The sequence below is a fragment of the Virgisporangium ochraceum genome (assembly GCF_016863655.1).
Taxonomy (GTDB): Bacteria; Actinomycetota; Actinomycetes; order Mycobacteriales; family Micromonosporaceae; genus Virgisporangium; species Virgisporangium ochraceum.
In genome coordinates, this window is record NZ_BOPH01000122.1 from 1 (window position 1) to 17781 (window position 17781).

General features: G+C 74.7%; 15 protein-coding genes. 13 read left to right on the plus strand and 2 right to left on the minus strand.

The annotated features are described in order from the left end of the window. Positions 1 to 297: 297 nt before the first annotated feature. Positions 298 to 1734 carry a hypothetical protein gene (locus tag Voc01_RS42890; RefSeq protein ID WP_203933488.1) on the minus strand — a complete coding sequence of 479 codons (1437 nt, stop codon included), beginning with the start codon at positions 1732 to 1734 and terminating at the stop codon, positions 298 to 300. 849 nt (positions 1735 to 2583) lie between these two features. Between Voc01_RS42890 and Voc01_RS53660 the strand changes: the two genes are divergently transcribed. Together Voc01_RS53660 and Voc01_RS42900 are read left to right on the plus strand one after the other, a co-directional pair. Further along, complete coding sequence (locus Voc01_RS53660; protein WP_445009836.1) at positions 2584 to 3423, plus strand: tetratricopeptide repeat protein; 840 nt, start codon at positions 2584 to 2586, stop codon at positions 3421 to 3423. Continuing rightward, positions 3420 to 4415 carry an HAD-IIA family hydrolase gene (locus tag Voc01_RS42900; protein ID WP_203933490.1) on the plus strand — a complete coding sequence of 332 codons (996 nt, stop codon included), beginning with the start codon at positions 3420 to 3422 and terminating at the stop codon, positions 4413 to 4415. The genes Voc01_RS53660 and Voc01_RS42900 overlap by 4 nt, the downstream gene beginning before the upstream one ends. A gap of 38 nt (positions 4416 to 4453) precedes the next feature. Here Voc01_RS42900 and Voc01_RS42905 read toward each other — a convergent pair whose 3' ends face one another. Next, a complete protein-coding gene (locus tag Voc01_RS42905; RefSeq protein WP_203933491.1) occupies positions 4454 to 4789 on the minus strand; it encodes an SCP2 sterol-binding domain-containing protein in 336 nt (111 codons plus the stop codon). Between the two features lie 127 nt (positions 4790 to 4916). On the opposite strand from Voc01_RS42905, the gene Voc01_RS42910 reads away from it, so the two are divergent. The 11 genes from Voc01_RS42910 (at position 4917) to Voc01_RS42960 (ending at position 17713) form a co-directional block, all read left to right on the plus strand. After that, positions 4917 to 5795, plus strand: coding sequence for a phasin family protein (locus tag Voc01_RS42910; protein WP_203933492.1), 879 nt, complete (start codon positions 4917 to 4919; stop codon positions 5793 to 5795). Between the two features lie 2 nt (positions 5796 to 5797). Further along, positions 5798 to 5965 (plus strand): hypothetical protein, encoded by a 168-nt coding sequence (locus Voc01_RS42915; RefSeq protein ID WP_203933493.1) that lies wholly within the window; start codon positions 5798 to 5800, stop codon positions 5963 to 5965. 10 nt (positions 5966 to 5975) lie between these two features. Further along, positions 5976 to 6752, plus strand: coding sequence for a TlyA family RNA methyltransferase (locus Voc01_RS42920; RefSeq protein WP_203933494.1), 777 nt, complete (start codon positions 5976 to 5978; stop codon positions 6750 to 6752). Continuing rightward, positions 6749 to 7636 carry an NAD kinase gene (locus Voc01_RS42925; RefSeq protein ID WP_203933495.1) on the plus strand — a complete coding sequence of 296 codons (888 nt, stop codon included), beginning with the start codon at positions 6749 to 6751 and terminating at the stop codon, positions 7634 to 7636. Before Voc01_RS42920 ends, Voc01_RS42925 begins: the two co-directional genes overlap by 4 nt. A gap of 39 nt (positions 7637 to 7675) precedes the next feature. Further along, positions 7676 to 9421 (plus strand): DNA repair protein RecN, encoded by a 1746-nt coding sequence (gene recN, locus Voc01_RS42930; RefSeq protein ID WP_203933496.1) that lies wholly within the window; start codon positions 7676 to 7678, stop codon positions 9419 to 9421. Positions 9422 to 9736: 315 nt separating this feature from the next. After that, the gene (gene steA / locus Voc01_RS42935; RefSeq protein WP_203933497.1) at positions 9737 to 10909 is read left to right on the plus strand and encodes a putative cytokinetic ring protein SteA; all 1173 of its coding nucleotides are present in this window, start codon (positions 9737 to 9739) and stop codon (positions 10907 to 10909) included. A 29-nt stretch (positions 10910 to 10938) separates the two neighbouring features. After that, positions 10939 to 11877 carry a copper transporter gene (locus tag Voc01_RS42940; RefSeq protein ID WP_203933498.1) on the plus strand — a complete coding sequence of 313 codons (939 nt, stop codon included), beginning with the start codon at positions 10939 to 10941 and terminating at the stop codon, positions 11875 to 11877. Beyond that, on the plus strand, positions 11867 to 12736 hold the full coding sequence (locus Voc01_RS42945) for a hypothetical protein (protein ID WP_203933499.1): 870 nt from the start codon (positions 11867 to 11869) through the stop codon (positions 12734 to 12736). The genes Voc01_RS42940 and Voc01_RS42945 overlap by 11 nt, the downstream gene beginning before the upstream one ends. Before the next feature lie 2 nt (positions 12737 to 12738). After that, positions 12739 to 14352, plus strand: coding sequence for a murein biosynthesis integral membrane protein MurJ (gene murJ / locus Voc01_RS42950; RefSeq protein ID WP_239160903.1), 1614 nt, complete (start codon positions 12739 to 12741; stop codon positions 14350 to 14352). Positions 14353 to 14360: 8 nt separating this feature from the next. Then, a complete protein-coding gene (locus Voc01_RS42955) occupies positions 14361 to 15470 on the plus strand; it encodes a glycosyltransferase family 4 protein (protein WP_203933522.1) in 1110 nt (369 codons plus the stop codon). Further along, on the plus strand, positions 15467 to 17713 hold the full coding sequence (locus Voc01_RS42960) for a hypothetical protein (protein ID WP_203933500.1): 2247 nt from the start codon (positions 15467 to 15469) through the stop codon (positions 17711 to 17713). The genes Voc01_RS42955 and Voc01_RS42960 overlap by 4 nt, the downstream gene beginning before the upstream one ends. Positions 17714 to 17781: the final 68 nt, after the last annotated feature.

The window sequence follows — 17781 nt, forward strand, 5'->3', positions numbered from 1 at the left end:
CATTGACGAGGGCCGCCCGTGGAGGCGGCCCTCGTTGCATGTACGGTCCGTTTGAAACCGACTGCCGTTTCACTGCCCGCAGGCCGGGTACGGACCCCTTGACTGAACCCTTTGGAGGGGATCATCGTGACGGAATCCTCGTCCCCGGATCCGTCCCCGGATCCCCGCGACTCCGGTCGCTCCGACAACCCCAACGCCGACCGCCCCCGCGGCGACGACGGCGGCCGCGGTTCACGCGGTGGCTTCGAAGGCCGTGACCGCGGATCACGCGGCGGCTTCGAAGGCCGTGACCGCGGATCACGCGGCGGCTTCGAGGGCCGTGACCGCGGTTCCCGCGGCGGCGACCGGGACCGTGGCGGTTCCGGCGACCGCGGTTCCAGCGACCGCGGCTCCAGCGACCGCGGCTCCAGCGACCGCGGCTCCAGGGACCGCGGTTATGGCGAGCGGAGCTCCGGCGGCCGTGGCTTTGGTGGCCGTGACGGGGGCTTTGGCGGACGCGACCGCGGCGGCTCCGGCGACCGGGGCGGCTCGGGAGGCCGGGGCAGCTTTGGTGACCGGGGTGGCTCGGGCGACCGGGGCGGTTTCCGGGACCGCGAAGGCTTTGGCAACCGCGGCGGTGCGGGTGGCCGCGGCGGTTACGGAGGCGGCGAGGGCGGCCGTCCTTCGTCTGACCGCGACCGCAGCTCGCGTGAGGGCGGCGGCTTCCGCGATCGCGACGGCGGTGGCTTCCGCGGCCGCGAGGGCGGTGGCTTCCGTGGGCGTGAAGGCGGCGGCTTCCGGGGGCGCGAGGGCGGCGGCTTCCGCGGCGGGGATCGTGACGGAGACGACCGTGGTTACCGGTCGGACCGGGGGCCGCGTGACCGGGGCCCGGACAGCGGCTCGGGCTCGGGCGACACGCGCGGGTTCCGTGGCGGCTCGGGCGACCGCGAGTCGGGTGGCTTCCGTGGTGGACAGGGTGGCGACCGGGGGTCCGGTGGTTTCCGCGGTGGCCAGGGCGACCGTGGAACGGGTGGGTTCCGCGGCGACCGCAACTTCCGCGACGACCGGGGCGGGGGCTTCCGCGACCGCGAAGGCGGACGCTTCGGCGACCGTGAGGGCGGTGGGCCACGGGGCAACCGCGAGGGCTCCGGCTACCGCGACCGCGAGGGTGGCTTCCGTGGCAGCCGGGAAGGGCCCGGCTACCGGGATCGTGACCGGCCCGGCGGCGGCTTCCGGGGTGGCGACCGCGAGGGTGGCTTCCGGGGTGGCGACCGCCCAGGGGGCTTCCGCGGAGGAGACCGTGACCGCGGGTTCCGCGGCGGCGACCGTGACGGCGGATTCCGCGGTGGCGACCGCCCAGGGGGCTTCCGCGGAGGAGACCGCGACAGCGGCTCGCGCGGCGGCGACCGTCAGGGTGGCTTCCGCGGAGGAGACCGCGACCGCGGGTTCCGCGGGGGCGACCGTGACGGTGGCTTCCGTGGGGGTGACCGTGAGGGTGGCTTCCGAGGTGGCGACCGCCCCGGCGGTGACCGCCCGGGAGGCTTCCGGGGGCGGGACGGCGACGGGCCCCGGGGAGGGCGTGACTCTGGCGGGTTCCGTCGGGAGGGCACGAACTTCCGCGGCGACGACCGGCCTTTCCCGCGCCGGGACGGCGGGCGCTTCGACCGGCGTGACGATGGGCGTACCGGCCGGGGCGACCGGTTCGAGTCGCGGGATGAGCGTCCCTCTCGGGAGGGGGGACGGTACGAGCGGCACGACGAGCGGACCGGGCGCGACGGGCGTCGCTTCGAGCGGCGGGACGAGCGTCGGTTCGGCGACCGGGACGAGCGTCGGGGGCGGGACGCCTCGGGCGGGGAGTTCCGGGACCGCGACCGTGGGCCGTACCGGCGTGACGGGGAGCGTCCGGCGCACGGGGAGGCCGGGGACCGGCCGCGTGGGCGGTCGGGTCCGGAGTTCCGGGACCGGTCCGGTGGCGGGCGCTACCAGGACGGGGACCGGTCTTCGGGGCGTCGGGAGCAGCGGCCCTACGGGGACCGGCCCGGCGGGCGTTACGGTCCGTCGGACGGGGAACGGGGTAACCGCGACCGGTTCGGTGGCGATGGCGACCGGGGCCGGGACCGGGACGGGTACGGCTCGCGCGGTGAGCGGGACGGCCGGGAGCGGTGGGAGGACCGGGCTTCCTCGGAGCAGGAGGTCGCCGGGGTCCGGGACGACGTTGTCGACCCGGCCGAGGACCTCGCCGTGGATCTGCCCGCCGGAATGACCGGTGCCGACCCGTCGGACGAGGTTGCCGGCGTTGACGATGCGGACGGCACCGTCGCGGGTGGGGTTGGCTCGGAGGTCGGATCGGAGGACCTGTCGGAGGTCGAGGCCGTCGAGGCCGTGGATGCCGACGCGTCCGACGAGGGAGACGACGAGGACGACGACTACGAGGACGAGGACGAGGACGAGGACGAGGAACACTCGGAAGGCTCGGACCCGGAGCGGGCCTCGGGTGGGGATCCGGAGCTGCCGGAGGACGTCGACCCGCGGGACCTGGATCCGGAGATCCGGTCGGAGCTGCGGACGCTGACCGGTCCGGTGAACAGTGCGGTCGCGAAGCGGCTGGTGGCATCAGGGTTGCTGCTCGACGAGGACCCCGCGGGGGCGTTGGCCCACGCGATGGTGGCCCGTCGGATGGCGCCACGGGTGGCCAGCGTCCGCGAGGCGGTCGGGCTCGCGGCGTACCACACGGGGCAGTGGGCGATGGCCGTCGCGGAGCTGCGGACCTACCACCGGATCACGGGACGGCAGACGCACCTGGCGATCCTGGCGGACTGCGAGCGGGCACAGGGACGTCCGGAGAAGGCGGTGGACCTGTACCGGGCGGCCAACCTCGACAAGCTGGAGCCCGACGAGGCGATCGAGCTGCTGATCGTGGCCGCCGGCGCCCGCGGGGACATGGGGCAGTACGGGGCCGCGGTCGCCATGCTGCAGATCCCCGACCTGCAGGACGACGAGGCGCCCTGGGCCGCGCGGCTGCGGTACGCGTACGCGGACAACCTGCTGGCGGCCGGGCGCACCGACGACGCGCGGATGTGGTTCGCGCGGGCGGCCGACGTCGACGACGACCTGGTGACCGACGCGGCCGAGCGGGTGCTCGAGCTCGACGGCGTGGTCATCGACGACCCGGCCGACCCCGCCGGTGCCGCCGGAGAGGCGGCAACGGGAGGGCCGGCCGGGGCAGCCGGTGCTCCGGGAAGCGCGGCTCCGGGGGCGGCGTCCCAGGAAGCCGGCGCTCCCCGAAGCGCGCCCACCGCGGCCGGTGCGTCGGAGGACACGGCGGAAGCCGGGGAGAACAGAGAGTCCGCGGGGTCGCAGGCCGGCACCCACGCGCGTCACATCGTGGTTTTCACCGAACCGACGAACGGTGACGGGACCGACGCGCCGGACCACGACGGATGACGATCGCGGCGACGCACGATCTCTTCATCTTCGACCTGGACGGTGTGGTGTACATCGGGCCGGCGGCGGTGCCCGGCGCGGTGGCGGGGATCACGCGGCTGCACGAGCTCGGGCTCGGCGTGGCGTACGCGACGAACAACGCGTCGCGGCGGGCGTCGAGTGTGACGGCGCACCTCGCCGAGCTCGGCGTGCCCAGCTCCGAGGGCGAGGTGGTCACGTCGGCGCAGGTGTCCGCCGGGGTCATGGCCGAACGGCTGCCGGCGGGTAGCCGCGTCCTCGTCGTCGGGACCGCGGAACTGGCCGCCGAGATCGAAGAGGTGGGACTGCGTGCGGTGTGGTCGGCCGACGACTCGCCCGTCGCCGTCGTGCAGGGGTACGGGCGGGACGTCGGCTGGCAGCAGCTCGCCGAAGGATGCGTCGCCGTGCGGGGCGGGGCCTGGTGGGTCGCCACGAACGCCGACCGCACCCTGCCGTCGGCGCGGGGACCGCTGCCCGGCAACGGAGCCCTGGTCGCCGCGCTGGCCGTGGCGGTCGACCGGGAACCCGACCTCGTGGTCGGCAAACCGGCGCCGGCGCTGTTCGAGCAGGCCGCGAAGCGGCGCGGGGCGTCGCGGGCGGTCGTCGTCGGAGACCGGCTCGACACCGACATCGAAGGGGCCAACGCCGCGTCGATGGACAGCCTGTTCGTGCTGACCGGCGTGCACCGTCCGGTCGACCTGGTCGCCGCGCCGGCGCACCAGCGTCCGACGTACGTGGCGGCCGACCTCGGTGGGCTGTTCACCGAGGGGGACGCGCGTCCGGTGGCGTCCGGGGCCGACGGGTGGACGGCCGTCGCCGACGGCGGTGACCTGGTGCTCCGGGGAGCCGGCGAGACCCTCGACGCGCTGCGTGCCCTGTGCGCCACGGCCTGGCGCGGCGACGCCCCGCCGGGGCGGATCCGGGCCGACGGGGACGGTGCGGCCTCCGCGCTGGCGTCGCTGGGGCTGGGCTGACACTTCCGGCCGGACGTTGGGTCGGGCCGGACGTTGGGTCAGAGGAGCTTGCGGAGCTTCAGCAGGTCCATGACGCTGGCCTTGATCTTCAGGCGGCCGCTCGCGAACGCCTTGCCGGCGTCGAGGCGGCCGGCCACCAGCTCCAGCAGGTCGTCGCTGGCGATGATCAGCTTGATCTTGGCCTTGGGGTCGTCGCCGTCGGTGAGGTCGACGATCTTGCCGTCCTCGAGGCGGCCGTGGAAGGCGGCACCCAGGTCGGGGACCTGGCAGGCGAGCGTGCGGTCGAAGTCGAGCCGGCCACCGGCCCCGGCGTTCTCCGCCAACCTCGCGGCTAGCTGGTTGAGCGCCTCGCGGCACTGGTCCACGGTGGCCATGTTCGGTGCCCTCCCTCGGAACGGACGTGGCAGGATCGCCACGCCGACGATGTGCGGCACGCTACCGCACCGCGCCCGCGGCAGCCGGGTAGCGTTGCGGGGAACCGGCTGAGAGGAGCTGCGCACAATGCGGCAGGACGCGTGGCGGGCATACCTGGAGATGGCGCTGGGCGTCACCGAGGCGTCCACCAAGAAGGCGCTGAAGACGGCGAAGAAGGTGGTCGGCAAGAGCGGGGTCAGCGCCGACCAGCTGCAGGGCCTGGCCGACGAGCTGGTCCGCGCCAGTGCCGCCAACCGCGAGGCGGTGCGCAACCTCGTCCGGGTGGAGCTGGAGCGCGCGCTCAACGCCGTCGGGCTGGCCAAGGCCGACGAGGTCGAGACGCTGACCGCCCGCGTGCGGGAGCTGGAGGCGCAGCTGCAGGCGTCGAAGCCGGCGGCGGCCGACAGCGGGCCGGTGCCTTCGTCGCTGGCGTCGCCGGTCGCCAAGAAGGCGGTCGCGAAGAAGACGGTGGCGAAGAAGGCGGCGGCTGTGGACGCGGCCGGCGAGGCGGAGATCGCGGCTACCGCGGACGCGGCTCGGGCCGCGCGGGCGGCCGTGGCGGCCGAGGCGCCAAGGACGGGTTCGGCGGCGGTCGAGGCACCGGCGGCTGGTTCGGCGGCGGCTGGGGGACCGGCGGCGGTCAAGGCGGTTGCCAAGAAGACTGTGGCGAAGAAGGCGGTCGCGGCGAAGACGGCTCCGGCGAAGGTGGCTCCCGCGAAGGTGGCTCCGGAGGCGGCGGTTACCGCGGCGGCCCCCGCGAAGGCGGCCTCCACGGACGCGGCTTCCACGGATGCGGCACCCACCAAGGCGCCCGCCAGGAAGGCCAAGGCGGCGCCGGCCAAGGACGCGGCCAAGGACGCGGCGAAGGTTCCGGCCAAGGCGGCGCCGGCCAAGGACGCGGCCAAGGCGGCGCCGGCCAAGTCGCCCGCCAAGGCGACCGCCAAGAAGACCGCCAAGCGGGCCTGACGATGACCGAGCCTCAGGAGCAGACCGGGCACCCGCGTGTCGACGCGGCGTTGGCGGAGCTCGACCGGATCGCCGACCTGCCGCCGGGCGAACAGGTGGCGGGGTTCGCCGCCGTGCAGCAGGAGTTGCAGGGGACGCTGGCGTCGATCGACTCCGGCCAGGAGCGCTGACCCACCGCGCATGGCCCGACGGAACCGCCTCGACGTCGAACTCGTCCGGCGTGGTTTGGCCCGCTCGCGCGAGCAGGCCGCCGCGCTGGTCGCGGACGGCCGCGTCGAGGTGAAGGGACTGGTGGCCGGCAAGCCGGCCGCACTCGTGGACCCCGCCGACCCGGTGCGGGTGGTCGACAGCGGGTCCGACTACGTGTCCCGGGGTGGGCACAAGCTCGCCGGCGCGCTCGCGGCGTTCCCGACCCTCGCGGTCGAGGGAAGGCGCTGCCTCGACGCGGGGGCGTCGACCGGTGGGTTCACCGACGTGCTGCTGCGGGCCGGCGCGGCCGAAGTGGTCGCGGTCGACGTCGGGTACGGCCAACTGGCGTGGTCGCTGCGTACTGATGATCGTGTCCGAGTCTTCGATCGTCAGAACGTGCGCGCGTTGACCCCCGACGTCATCGGCGGGCCGGCCGACCTCACCGTCGCCGACCTGTCGTTCATCTCGCTGACCCTGGTGCTGCCCGCGCTCGCCGCATGCACCACCACCGATCTGGTGCCGATGGTCAAGCCGCAGTTCGAGGTGGGCAAGGAGCGGGTAGGGCCGGGTGGGGTCGTCCGCGACCCCGGCTTGTGGACGGAGGCGGTGACGGGTGTGGCGTCCAGCGCGGCCGCGCTCGGCTTCGGGGTGGCGGGCGTCACGCGCAGCCCGCTACCCGGGCCGGCCGGCAACGTCGAGTTCTTCCTGTGGCTGCGCCGCGACGCCGGTCCCATCGATCCTGACGCCCTTGACGCGGTGACCGCATGACCGGCCGCGAAGCCCTCCTGGTGACCCACACCGGCCGCCGGCAGAGCTCGGCGCACGCGCGCAGCGTCGCCGCCGACCTGCTGAAGGCCGGATTCACCGTGCGCGTGGTCGCCGAGGAGGCACCCGAGCTGGAGCTGCCCGGCGTGCGGCCGGTGCGCGGCCCCGCCGCCGCCGAGGGCGCGGAGATCGTGTTCGCTCTCGGCGGAGACGGGACGTTCCTCCGCGCGGCCGAGCTGGCCCGGCCGGCCAAGGTGCCGCTGCTCGGCATCAACCTCGGCAAGGTCGGCTTCCTCAACGAGGCCGAGGTCAGCGACCTCGAACGGGCCGTGCGCGACGTGGTGTCGCGGAACTACCACGTCGACGAGCGGATGACGCTCGACATCGAGGTGGAGTGCGACGGCCAGTTGATCGCCCGGTCGTGGGCGTTGAACGAGGTCAGCGTCGAGAAGGGCATGCGTGAACGCATGCTCGAGGTGATGGTCGACGTCGACGGGCGGCCGCTGTCGCGCTACGGGTGTGACGGGGTTCTCGTGGCCACGCCCACCGGGTCCACCGCTCACGCGTTCTCCGCCGGGGGACCGGTGGTGTGGCCGGACGTGCAGGCCATCCTCGTGGTGCCGAACAGCGCACACGCCCTGTTCAGCCGGGCGCTGGTGACCGCGCCGACGTCGACGGTGACCGTCACGGTGGCGCCGTACACGACGTTCGCGCAGCTCCAGTGCGACGGGCGGCGGGCCTGGACGCTCCCGCCGGGCTCGGTGGTGACCGCCCGCCGCGGCGAGCAGCCGGTCAAGGTGGTTCGCCTGAGTGACAACCCGTTCACCGACCGTCTGGTAGCGAAGTTCGGCCTGCCCGTCGAGGGCTGGCGGGCTCAGCACTCCTAACTCGCGTCTTGTCGTACCCCGGGACTATCGTCCTTCTTTGTGCTGGACGAGATCCGCATCACCGGTCTCGGCGTCATCTCCGACGCCACCCTTCCCCTCGGGGCCGGCCTCACCGTGATCACGGGTGAGACCGGCGCCGGTAAGACCATGGTGGTCACCAGCCTGGGCCTGCTCTTCGGCGGCCGGGCCGACGGTGGCCGGGTCCGCGCCGATACCGGCCGGGCCGTGGTCGAGGGCCGCCTACGGCTGGCCGGCGCGGCGGCGCCGGTGGTCCAGGCCCGCGTCGAGGAGGCCGGGGGTGAGGTGGACGACGACGGAACCGTCCTGCTGAGCCGCACCGTCACCGCCGAGGGCCGCTCCCGCGCCCACGTCGGCGGGCGGGCCGTGCCGGCGGGCGTGCTCGCCGAGGTCGGCTCGGCGGTGGTGGCCGTGCACGGTCAGAGCGACCAGCTGCGGCTGCTGCGGGCGGCCGAGCAGCGGGCGGCGCTCGACCGGTTCGCGGGGGCGGCGCACGAGAAGCTGCTCGGCGAGTACGGCGAGCGGTTCGCCCAGTGGCGCGCGGTCGACGAAGACCTCGCCAACCGGCGGCGCACCGCGCGCGAGCGGCACCAGGAGGCCGACCTGCTCAAGCTCGGCCTCGAGGAGATCACGCGGGTCGACCCGCAGCCGGGGGAGGACGAGGCGCTCAAGGCCGAGGCGCAACGCCTCGAGCACGTCGAGGGCCTGCGCACCGCGGCGCAGCTGGCGTACCAGATCCTCGGCGGGTCCACCGACGACACCCCCGACGTCAACGGGATGCTGTCCACGGCGCAGCGCACCCTGGAGGCGCAGGCCGGCCTCGACGCCGACCTGGGCGAGCAGGCCGGCCGGCTGGCCGAGGCCGCCACCGTGATCGGCGACGTCGCCGTCGACCTGAGCCGCTACCTCGACGCGCTCGACGCCGACCCGGCGCGGCTGCAGGAGGTCTACGAGCGGCGGTCCGCGCTGCGGTCGCTGACCCGCAAGTACGCCGAGGACATCGACGGCGTGCTGGCCTGGGCGGCCCATGCGCAGGCGCGGCTGTCGGAGCTCGACACGTCCGACGAGGTGCTCGAGGAGCTCGACCGCGAGCGGCGCCGGCTGGCGGGGGAGACCGCCGAACTCGCCGCCCGGCTGTCGGCGAGCCGGCGCGAGGCGGCCGGCCGGTTCAGCGACGCCGTCACGGTCGAGCTGAAGGGCCTGGCCATGCCGCACGCGCGGGTCGAGGTGGCGATCGGCCAGCGTCCGGTGGGCGGCGGGCCGACGCTCACCGTGTCGGGCGCGGAGGTCGGCGTGGGACCCGACGGCGCCGACGAGGTCGAGCTGCGGCTGCTGGCGCACCCGGGCGCGCCGTCGCTGGCCCTGCAGAAGGGTGCCTCGGGCGGCGAGCTGTCGCGGGTGATGCTGGCCATCGAGGTGGTGTTCGCCGGCGCGGGTGGTCCGCCCACGCTGGTCTTCGACGAGGTCGACGCCGGCGTCGGCGGGCGGGCCGCGGTGGAGATCGGCCGTCGCCTCGCCAAGCTGGCCCGCGACCACCAGGTCTTCGTCGTCACCCACCTCCCCCAGGTGGCCGCGTTCGCCGACCGCCACCTCGTAGTGGCCAAGGACACAGGCGGCGCCGTCACCACCAGCGGTGTCCGACTGGTCGAAGACACCGAACGCGCCCGGGAACTGGCCCGCATGCTCGCCGGCCTCCCCGACTCCGACCTCGGCATAGCCCACGCCGAAGAACTGCTGGCGGTCGCCGCCCGGGAGAAGCGCGGCTAGTGCGCTGACATGATTTGCGGTAACCACGCGTAGCTGCCGGCGGCTCGAATCCGGTCGCCGCCACCGGCCACGATCACTACCTGAGGAAAGAACCTGAAGCGGGACTCCACGTTTCTTCCTCGGATCACGATCTTGACCGGCTCCGTCGTCCCGACCGCTCACCGTGTGTGAACGGCCGGGGTTCGAGCGGGCCTGGTCAGCGTCAAGGTGAACGAGGCGGGATGACCCGGCCTGAAAACCCCATATCCGGTCAAACGTGAGCATTCGGCGAGTCGCGTCACCGGGATGTCGCCGCGACGTGCCAGGATGGAACCGATGCGTCTACCAATGCTGCGCCGCACCCGGCCCGCCGAGCCGGGGCAGATTGTCGGCACGGTCCGGCTCGACCGGCGAACCAAGCGGCTCGCCGGCCGGCTGCGTCCGGGCGACATCGCCGTGATCGACCACGTCGACGTCGACCGGGTGGCGGCCGACTCGTTGGTGGCCGCCGAGGTGGCCGCGGTGCTCAACGCCAAGCCGTCGATCTCCGGGCGGTACCCGAACCTCGGGCCGGAGGTGCTGGTCAAGGCCGGCATCCCGCTGATCGACGAGTTCGGGGAGGAGCTGTTCGAGAAGCTCCGCGAGGGCGACGTCGTCCGGATCGAAGGTAACAAGATCTTCCGGGGTGACGAGCCGCTCGCCGAGGGCAGCCGCCACGACACCGACACCGTGACGCAGGCGATGGCCGACGCCCGGGAGGGCCTGTCGGTGCAGCTTGAGGCGTTCGCCGCCAACACGATGGAGTACCTCAAGCAGGAGCGGGAACTGCTGCTCGACGGCGTCGGCGTGCCGGCGGTCGAGACCCGGCTGGGCGGGCGGCACTGCCTCATCGTCGTGCGCGGGTACGACTACAAGGCCGACCTCGACGTGCTGCGGCCGTACATCCGCGAGTTCAAGCCCGTGCTGATCGGCGTCGACGGCGGGGCCGACGCGCTGGTCGAGGCCGGCTACACACCCGACATGATCATCGGGGACATGGACTCGGTGTCCGACGACGTGCTGCGCTGCGGCGCCGAGGTCGTCGTGCACGCGTACCCGGACGGGCGCGCACCCGGTCTCCAACGGGTCAACCAGCTCGGGGTACCGGCGGTGACCTTCCCCGCGGCCGCGACCAGCGAGGACATCGCCATGCTCCTGGCCGACGAGAAGGGCGCGACGCTGATCGTGGCGGTCGGCACCCACGACAAGCTCGTCGAGTTCCTCGACAAGGGCCGGGCCGGCATGGCGAGCACGTTCCTCACGCGGCTCAAGGTCGGCGGCAAGCTCGTCGACGCCAAGGGCGTCAGCCGGCTGTACCGGCAGAACCTCTCCACCTCGTCCCTGGTACTACTGGTGATGTCGGCACTCGCGGCCATGGCGGCCGCCGTCGCCGTGTCGACACTGGGCAAGGCGTGGCTGGGCGTCGCCGCCGAGTGGTGGGACAAGCTCATGTTCAACCTGTTCTCATAGCCTGCAAGTCAAACCAGAGGGCCAAGACCGTGATCAACTTCCGGTACCACGTCGTGTCCATCGCCGCGGTGTTCCTCGCGCTGGCCCTCGGTCTCATCGTCGGAACGGCCGCGTTCAACGGGCCGGCCGCCGACAGCCTGGCCGCGCAGGTCGACGAGATGGGCAAGACGAACAACCAGCTCCGCGACCAGTTGAACCACCTCAACGAGGAGGCCGAGCAGGAGGAGCGCTTCGCCACCGAGGTGGGGCCCTGGGCGGTCGGCAGCCGCCTCAACGGCAAGCGGGTGCTGGTGCTCACCACCACCGACGCCGAGAAGGACTACGTCGACGGCGTCACCGAGGCGTTGAAGGCCGCGGGCGTCACCGTCACCGGGCAGCTGGCGTTCCAGAAGCGGTTCGTCGACCCGGCGAGCAAGGAGGAGCTGCTCGACCTCGTCGACAACAGCACCCCCGAGACCGTCACCGGCCTGCCGACGAACACCAACGGCGCGGAGACCGCGTCGGCGCTGCTCGCCGCCGTGCTCGTCGACCGCACGCCCGCCGTGACGCAGGAGCAGCGCACCAAGACGCTCACCGCGTTCACCGGCTCGTACCTGGTCGGCGCGACCGTGAAGGAGCCGGCCGAGGCCGTACTGGTGCTCGCCGGCGCCCCGTACAAGGAGAAGGACGCGGGCAAGCTCAACGCCGGCCTGAAGACGATCGTCGAGCAGTTCGACAAGGCCGGCCCGTTGCTGGTCGCGGCCGAGAGCACCGCCGGCGACGGCAACCTCGTCGGCGCCGTGCGCGGCGACTCGACCCTGTCGAAGCCGGTCTCCACGGTCGACAACGCCGGCTCGCCGCAGGGCCGCGTCGGCGTGATGCTGGCGCTCGCGGACCAGATCGAGGGCAAGACACCCGGCCACTACGGGGTGTCCGGCCAGAACGGGCTCGTGCCGAAGGCGCCCGCCGGAGCCAAGAATGGGTCGTAGGGGCGCGCTCGTCGCCGCGCTCGCCGCCGCGGCGGCCGCGCGGCTCGCTCTCAGGGCCGTCGAGGTCCCGGCCGCGAAGAAGGCGCGGGACGCGCTGCGGCGGACGAACTTCCGGGGACGCGACGTGAGCCTGGCCGGCGGCCTGTCCTACGCCGCCGCGGCGGGTGGGGTGGCCGCGCTGGCCGGAGGTCCGGCCGGCGTCGCGGCGGCGGTCGCGGGCGTGGGAGCCGGCGCGGTCGGCGCCTACGACGACGCGGTCGGCCACCTGCCCGGGCACGCCGGTGCCAAGGGCTTCCGCGGTCACCTCACGGCGCTGCGCGAGGGCCGGGTCACCAGCGGAATGATCAAGATCGTGGGGATCGGCGTGGCCGGCATGGCCGCCGCCGGTCACCTCGACCACCACACCGGCCGCTGGGCCCGCTCGGGCAAGGTGGCCGGGGCCGTCGACGCGCTGCTGGCCGGCGCGCTGGTGGCCGGGTCGGCGAACCTGATGAACCTGTTCGACCTGCGTCCCGGGCGGGCGCTGAAGGTGGGGCTGGCCGCGGCGGTGCCGTTGGCCGCCGCCGGTGGTCCCGCCGCTCCGGTCGCGGGCGCCGCCGCCGGCGCCGCGGCCGCGCTGCTGCCCGACGACCTGGCCGAACGCGCGATGCTCGGCGACGCCGGCGCGAACGCGTTGGGCGCGCTGCTCGGCACCGCCGCCGCGGCCCGCACGGGGCGGCGCGGGCGGCTGGCACTGCTCGCGGGGATCGTGGCGCTGACCGCGGCCAGTGAGAAGGTCAGCTTCACGCGGGTCATCGAGGGCACGCCGGTGCTGCGGGAGCTCGACGCGCTCGGCCGCTCCGGGGACAGCGCCGACTGACGGTGACGGTGGTCGGCGCGCGGGTGGCCCGCGCCGCGAGTGTGATCGCGGCGCTCACCGTGGCCAGCCGGATTGCCGGATTTGGCCGCATTCTGGTCTTCACGTGGGCGGTGGGGCTCGCCCGGCTCGGCGACCTGTACCAGGCCGCGAACACCATCCCGAACATCGTCTTCGAGATCGTGGCCGGTGGGGCGCTCGCCAGCCTCGTGGTGCCGGTGCTCGCCGCGCCGCTGCGCGACAGCGACCGCGCCGCCGTCGACAGGACCGTCAGCGCGCAGCTCACCTGGGTGGTCAGCATCCTCGTGCCGGTGTCGGTCGTCCTGGCGTTGGCGGCCGGGCCGATCGTCGGGGTGTTCGTCGGCGACGCGTCGGCCGCGGAGCGGGAGGTCGGCGTCACCATGCTGCGGATCTTCGCGCCGCAGCTGCCGCTCTACGGGATCGGCATCGTGCTCGCCGGCGTGCTCCAGGCGCACAAACGGTTCGTGTGGCCGGTGCTGGCTCCGCTGCTGTCCTCGGTCACCGTGGCAGTGATGTACGTGGCCTTCGCCCTGCGCGCGGGCCCCGCCCCCGACGTGGCCGCCATCGACGGCATCGACCTGGCCCTGCTCGCCGGCGGTACGACGCTGGCCGTCGCCGTGATGACGTTGTGCCTCGTCATCCCGGTGCGGCGGCTCGGGCTGCGGTACCGGCCGACGTACCGGCTCGGCGCGGTGGCCGGCCCGGTGCGGCGGCTGGCCGTCGCCGGCGCGGTGACCGTCGGTGCCCAGCAGGCCAGCCTCGCGCTCGTGCTGATCCTCGCCGGACGCGGGCCGGCCGGGTCGGTGGCGGTCTTCGCGCTCGCCCAGACGGTGTTCCTGCTGCCGTGGGCGGTGCTCACGGTGCCGATCGCCACCGCCGCGTTCCCGACGCTCGCCGAGAAGGAGGCGGCCGGCGACCACACCGGGTTCGCCGCGACCACCGCCACCGCGCTGCGGGCGACCCTGCTCGTCGCGTTCGCCGGCGCCGCGCTTCTGGTGGCGGTCGCGCCGGACGCCGCCGTCGTCCTCTCGTCGCTCGACCCCAAGGACCCCGACCCGGCGCCGCTCGCCGCCGGCATCGCCGCGTTCGGACCCGGCGTCGTCGGCTACGGCCTGTTCGCGCTGCTGTCGCGCGCGCTCTACGCGCGGCACCGGCCGGCCGCGGTCGCCGCGGCCACCGCCGTGGGCTGGGCCGCGGTCGCGGCGTCGGCGTTCGTCTTCGCCACGGTGCTACCGGACCGGGACCGCGTGGGCGCGCTCGCCGCCGGCCACTCGGTCGGGCTGACCGTGCTCGGCGTCGCCCTGGTGGTCAGCGCGCGCCGCCGGATCGGACCGGCCGCCCTCGCCGGGGCCACCCGGGCCGTCCTGGTGGGGCTCGGCGCCGCCGCCGCGGGTACGGCCGTCGCGCTCGCGGCGCGTACCATCACGGTGCCGGAGGGGGCCGGCGTACCCGCGGCGATGCTGCGCGGAGTCCTGTGCGCGGTGCTGGTCGTCGTGGTCTTCACGGCGGTGGCGTACGCGGCCGACAGGCACGACGTACGGCCCGCCCTCGCGCGGGTCCCCACAATGATCAAGAACAGAATGATCAAGAAGGAGTGACCGACGACATGCGGGTGGCACTGGTGCTCGCCTCCAGCACCGGCGGCGTCGGCCGGCACGTGATGTCGCTGACGGCGGCCCTCGTCGCCCGCGGCATCGACGTCACCGTGCTCGGCCCGGCGGCCACCGACACGCAGTTCGGGTTCGCGGCCCTCGGCGCCTCGTTCACGCCGGTCGAGATCCCGGCGAGCCCGCAGCCCGCCGACGCGGTCGCGGTGCGGGTCATGCGGCGGGCACTGAGCACCGTCGAGCCCGACGTCGTCCACGCACACGGGCTGCGGGCCGGGCTGGTCGCGGCGCTCGCGCGGTCACGCAGGGTGCCGCTCGTGGTCACCTGGCACAACCGGGTGCTCGCCGGCGGTCTCCGCAAGGCGATCTACAGCCAGCTCGAGCGGTACGTCGCCGGTGCGGCCGACGTCACGCTCGGTGCGTCGTCCGACCTGGTCGAACGCGTGAAGGCGCTCGGTGGAAAGGACGTGCGGCTCGGCGAGGTCGCCGCGCCCACGCTGCCGGCACCGGTGCGGCCACCCGGCGAGGTGCGGTCGGAGTTCGGCATCGGTGCCGGCCGGCCGATCGTGCTCAGCGTCGGGCGGCTGCACGCCCAGAAGCGCCACGACCTGCTCATCGACGTCGCGGCCCGGTGGACCGGGCGGGGCCACCCGGCGCTCGACCCGCTGCCCGCGGTGGTCATCGCCGGCAGCGGACCCGAGTACGTGCCGCTGGCCGAACGCATCCTCACCAGCCACGCGCCGGTGACGCTCGCCGGCCACCGCGAGGACGTGCCCGACCTCCTCGGCGCCGCCGACCTCGCCGTGGTGACCAGCGACTGGGAGGCGCGGCAGCTGTTCGCCCAGGAGGCGCTGCGGGCCGGGGTCCCGCTGGTGTCGACCGCGGTCGGTGGGCTGCCGGAACTCGTCGGTGACGCCGCTTCGTTCGTCCCGCCGAACGACCCCGACGCGTTCGACGCGGCCGTGCGCACCCTGCTCGGTGACCGGGACGCGCGGGCCGACCTGGCCCGGCGCGGCCTCGCGCGGGCCGCGACGTGGCCGACCGAGGCCGAGACGGCCGCCCGGGTCGCCGCCGTGTACGCCGAACTCGTGGCGGTCGACGCGCCGTGAACCGGTTCCGGCGCTGGGGTGCGGTGCTTCGTGGTCCGCAGCACCGGATCCTGCCGTTCCTGCTGGCGCTCGCCGTGGCGCTGATCGGGATCCTGGCGCTGGTGCCGCGGCCGCAGTCGGCGACGCTGCGGGCGTCGGCCGACAGCGTGGTGCTGGTCGGCGCGCCCGGCCTGCGGTGGGACGACCTCAGCCCGGTCGAGACACCGACGCTGTGGGCGCTGGCCCAGCAGGGCTCGGTCGGTGCGCTCGTGGTGCGCTCGGCCCGGTCGGTGACCTGCCCCGTCGACGGGTGGCTCACCCTCGGCGCCGGCAACTACGCCCGCGGGTACGAGACCCCGCCCGAGGGCGGCTGCATCCTGACCTACCCCGACCTGGAGCCGGCCGGCGACGACGAGTCGCGCGGCGCGAAGATCCCGACCATCTGGCACGACCGCACCGAGCTCGCGAACGAGGAGCTCGAGAACGAGGTCGAGCTCGGCTCGCTGGCCGAGGCGGCGCAGTGCACGACCGCGGTCGGTCCCGGCGCGGCGCTGGCCGCCGCCCGCCCGTTCGGCCGTATCGACCGGTACGCGCCGTCGGTCGAGGAGAACCTGCGGGAGCTGCTCGGCTCGTGCCGGCTGTCGTTCGTCGACGCCGGCACGATCGCGGGCGAGGGCACCTCCCGGATCGTCGCCGCCCGCCAGGCCGACCGGGCGCTGAACGCGGTGCTCGGCGCCCGGCCGGCGCGGTCGCTCGTGGTGGTCGCGGGCCTGTCCGACACCGACGAGACGACGCGGCTGCACGTCGCGATCGCGCAGGGTCCCGGGTTCGGCCCCGGCTGGCTCACCTCGCCGAGCACCGGCCGCGACGGTTACCTGCGGCTGATCGACCTCGCCCCGACCGCGCTGGCCGCCCTCGACCGGCCGGCCCCGCTGGACCTGTTCGCCGGCGCGGCCGCGACCCGCGAACCGGGACGGCCGGCCGACCTGCTCTCGGCCGTCGACCGGCTCGCCGACGCCGACCGGCTGGCCGGTGCGCAGCGCCGGGTGTCGACCACGTTCTTCCTCGTGCTGACCGTGGTGCAGCTCGCGTTGTTCCTCGCGGTGGTGCCGCTGCTGCGGCGCTCCTCGTCGGTGCCGGCGCCGGGCGGGCTGTCGTCCTCGGCGCCGGGCAGGCTGTTCGTGAGGCGGCGGATGCTGCCCGGCTGGCTGTCGGTACGGGTCCCGCACTCGGCCGAGGAATGGGCCGAGTGGGGGCTGCTCGCCGCCGCGCTCGCCACGCCGGCCGCGATGGTCGCCGACATGGTGCCGTGGTGGCGGGTCGGCCGGCCCGGGTTCGTGTTCGCGGCACTGTTCGTCCTGGTGCTGCTGGCGGCGACGTTCGTGGCCGGGGTCGCCACCGCCCGGCAGCGGGCGCTCGGGCCACTGGGTGCGGTGGCCGGCGCGGCGGCGCTGCTCATCGCGTTGGACGTGCTCACGGGGTCACGCCTGCAGTTGGACGGCGTGACCGGCTACTCGGCCCTCGCCGGCGCCCGGTACGCGGGCATCGGCACGATCGGGCTGGGCATGTTCACCGGCAGCCTGCTGCTGTTCGCGGCGTTCCTGGCCCAGCTGTCCCCGCGGCGGTGGCGGCCGGTCGTGATCACCGGGGTCGGCTCGGTCGGCGCGGTGATCGTCGGCAGCCCGTACTTCGGCGCCGACGCGGCCGGCGCCGTCGGCCTGACCGCCGGCGTGTGCACCGCCGCCGCGATGTCGGTCGGCGGGTGGCTGTCGTACCGGCGGCTGGCCTGGGCGGTGCTGGCGGCGTCGGGACTGGCCGCCACGTTCGCGCTGCTCGACCTGCGCCGGCCGTCGGAGCAGCAGAGCAGCGTCGGCCGGTTCTTCGCCCACGTCGACGACGGAACGGTCGACCTGGTGATGCGCCGCGCCGGGGAGTCGAGCGTGGTGACGTTCGCGAACAGCCCGCTGACGGTGCTGGTCCTGGGGGTCGCCCTCTACACGGGGCTGGCCCTCCTGCGTGACCGGGGCGGGCTGCGGCGCGTGTACGGCCTGTTCCCCTCGGTGCGCGGGGCGCTGGCGGGCACGATCGTCGCGACCCTGCTGGCGGGGGTGGTGGAGGGCGTGGCGCTGAACGTGATGGGGGCTGCGCTGGTGGTGGCGATGCCGCTGACGGTGCTGGCCGTGCTGCGGGTCCGGCACCACGCGGCCGACCGCACGGTACCGGTGGTGATCGACCCACCGGTCAAGGAGCCCGCCGCGGGCTGACCGCCCGGCTTCGGGGCCTCGTCGCGATGTGCTCGCCGCGTGTGCTCCCGGCGTGCGTGCTCCCGCCG

Coding starts and splice junctions, on each gene's coding strand:
- Voc01_RS42900 (WP_203933490.1), top strand. CDS start 3,420: ATGACGATCGCGGCGACGCACGATCTCTTCATCTTCGACCTGGACGGT.
- Voc01_RS42905 (WP_203933491.1), bottom strand. CDS start 4,789: ATGGCCACCGTGGACCAGTGCCGCGAGGCGCTCAACCAGCTAGCCGCG.
- Voc01_RS42910 (WP_203933492.1), top strand. CDS start 4,917: ATGCGGCAGGACGCGTGGCGGGCATACCTGGAGATGGCGCTGGGCGTC.
- Voc01_RS42915 (WP_203933493.1), top strand. CDS start 5,798: ATGACCGAGCCTCAGGAGCAGACCGGGCACCCGCGTGTCGACGCGGCG.
- Voc01_RS42920 (WP_203933494.1), top strand. CDS start 5,976: ATGGCCCGACGGAACCGCCTCGACGTCGAACTCGTCCGGCGTGGTTTG.
- Voc01_RS42925 (WP_203933495.1), top strand. CDS start 6,749: ATGACCGGCCGCGAAGCCCTCCTGGTGACCCACACCGGCCGCCGGCAG.
- steA (WP_203933497.1), top strand. CDS start 9,737: ATGCGTCTACCAATGCTGCGCCGCACCCGGCCCGCCGAGCCGGGGCAG.
- Voc01_RS42945 (WP_203933499.1), top strand. CDS start 11,867: ATGGGTCGTAGGGGCGCGCTCGTCGCCGCGCTCGCCGCCGCGGCGGCC.
- Voc01_RS42955 (WP_203933522.1), top strand. CDS start 14,361: ATGCGGGTGGCACTGGTGCTCGCCTCCAGCACCGGCGGCGTCGGCCGG.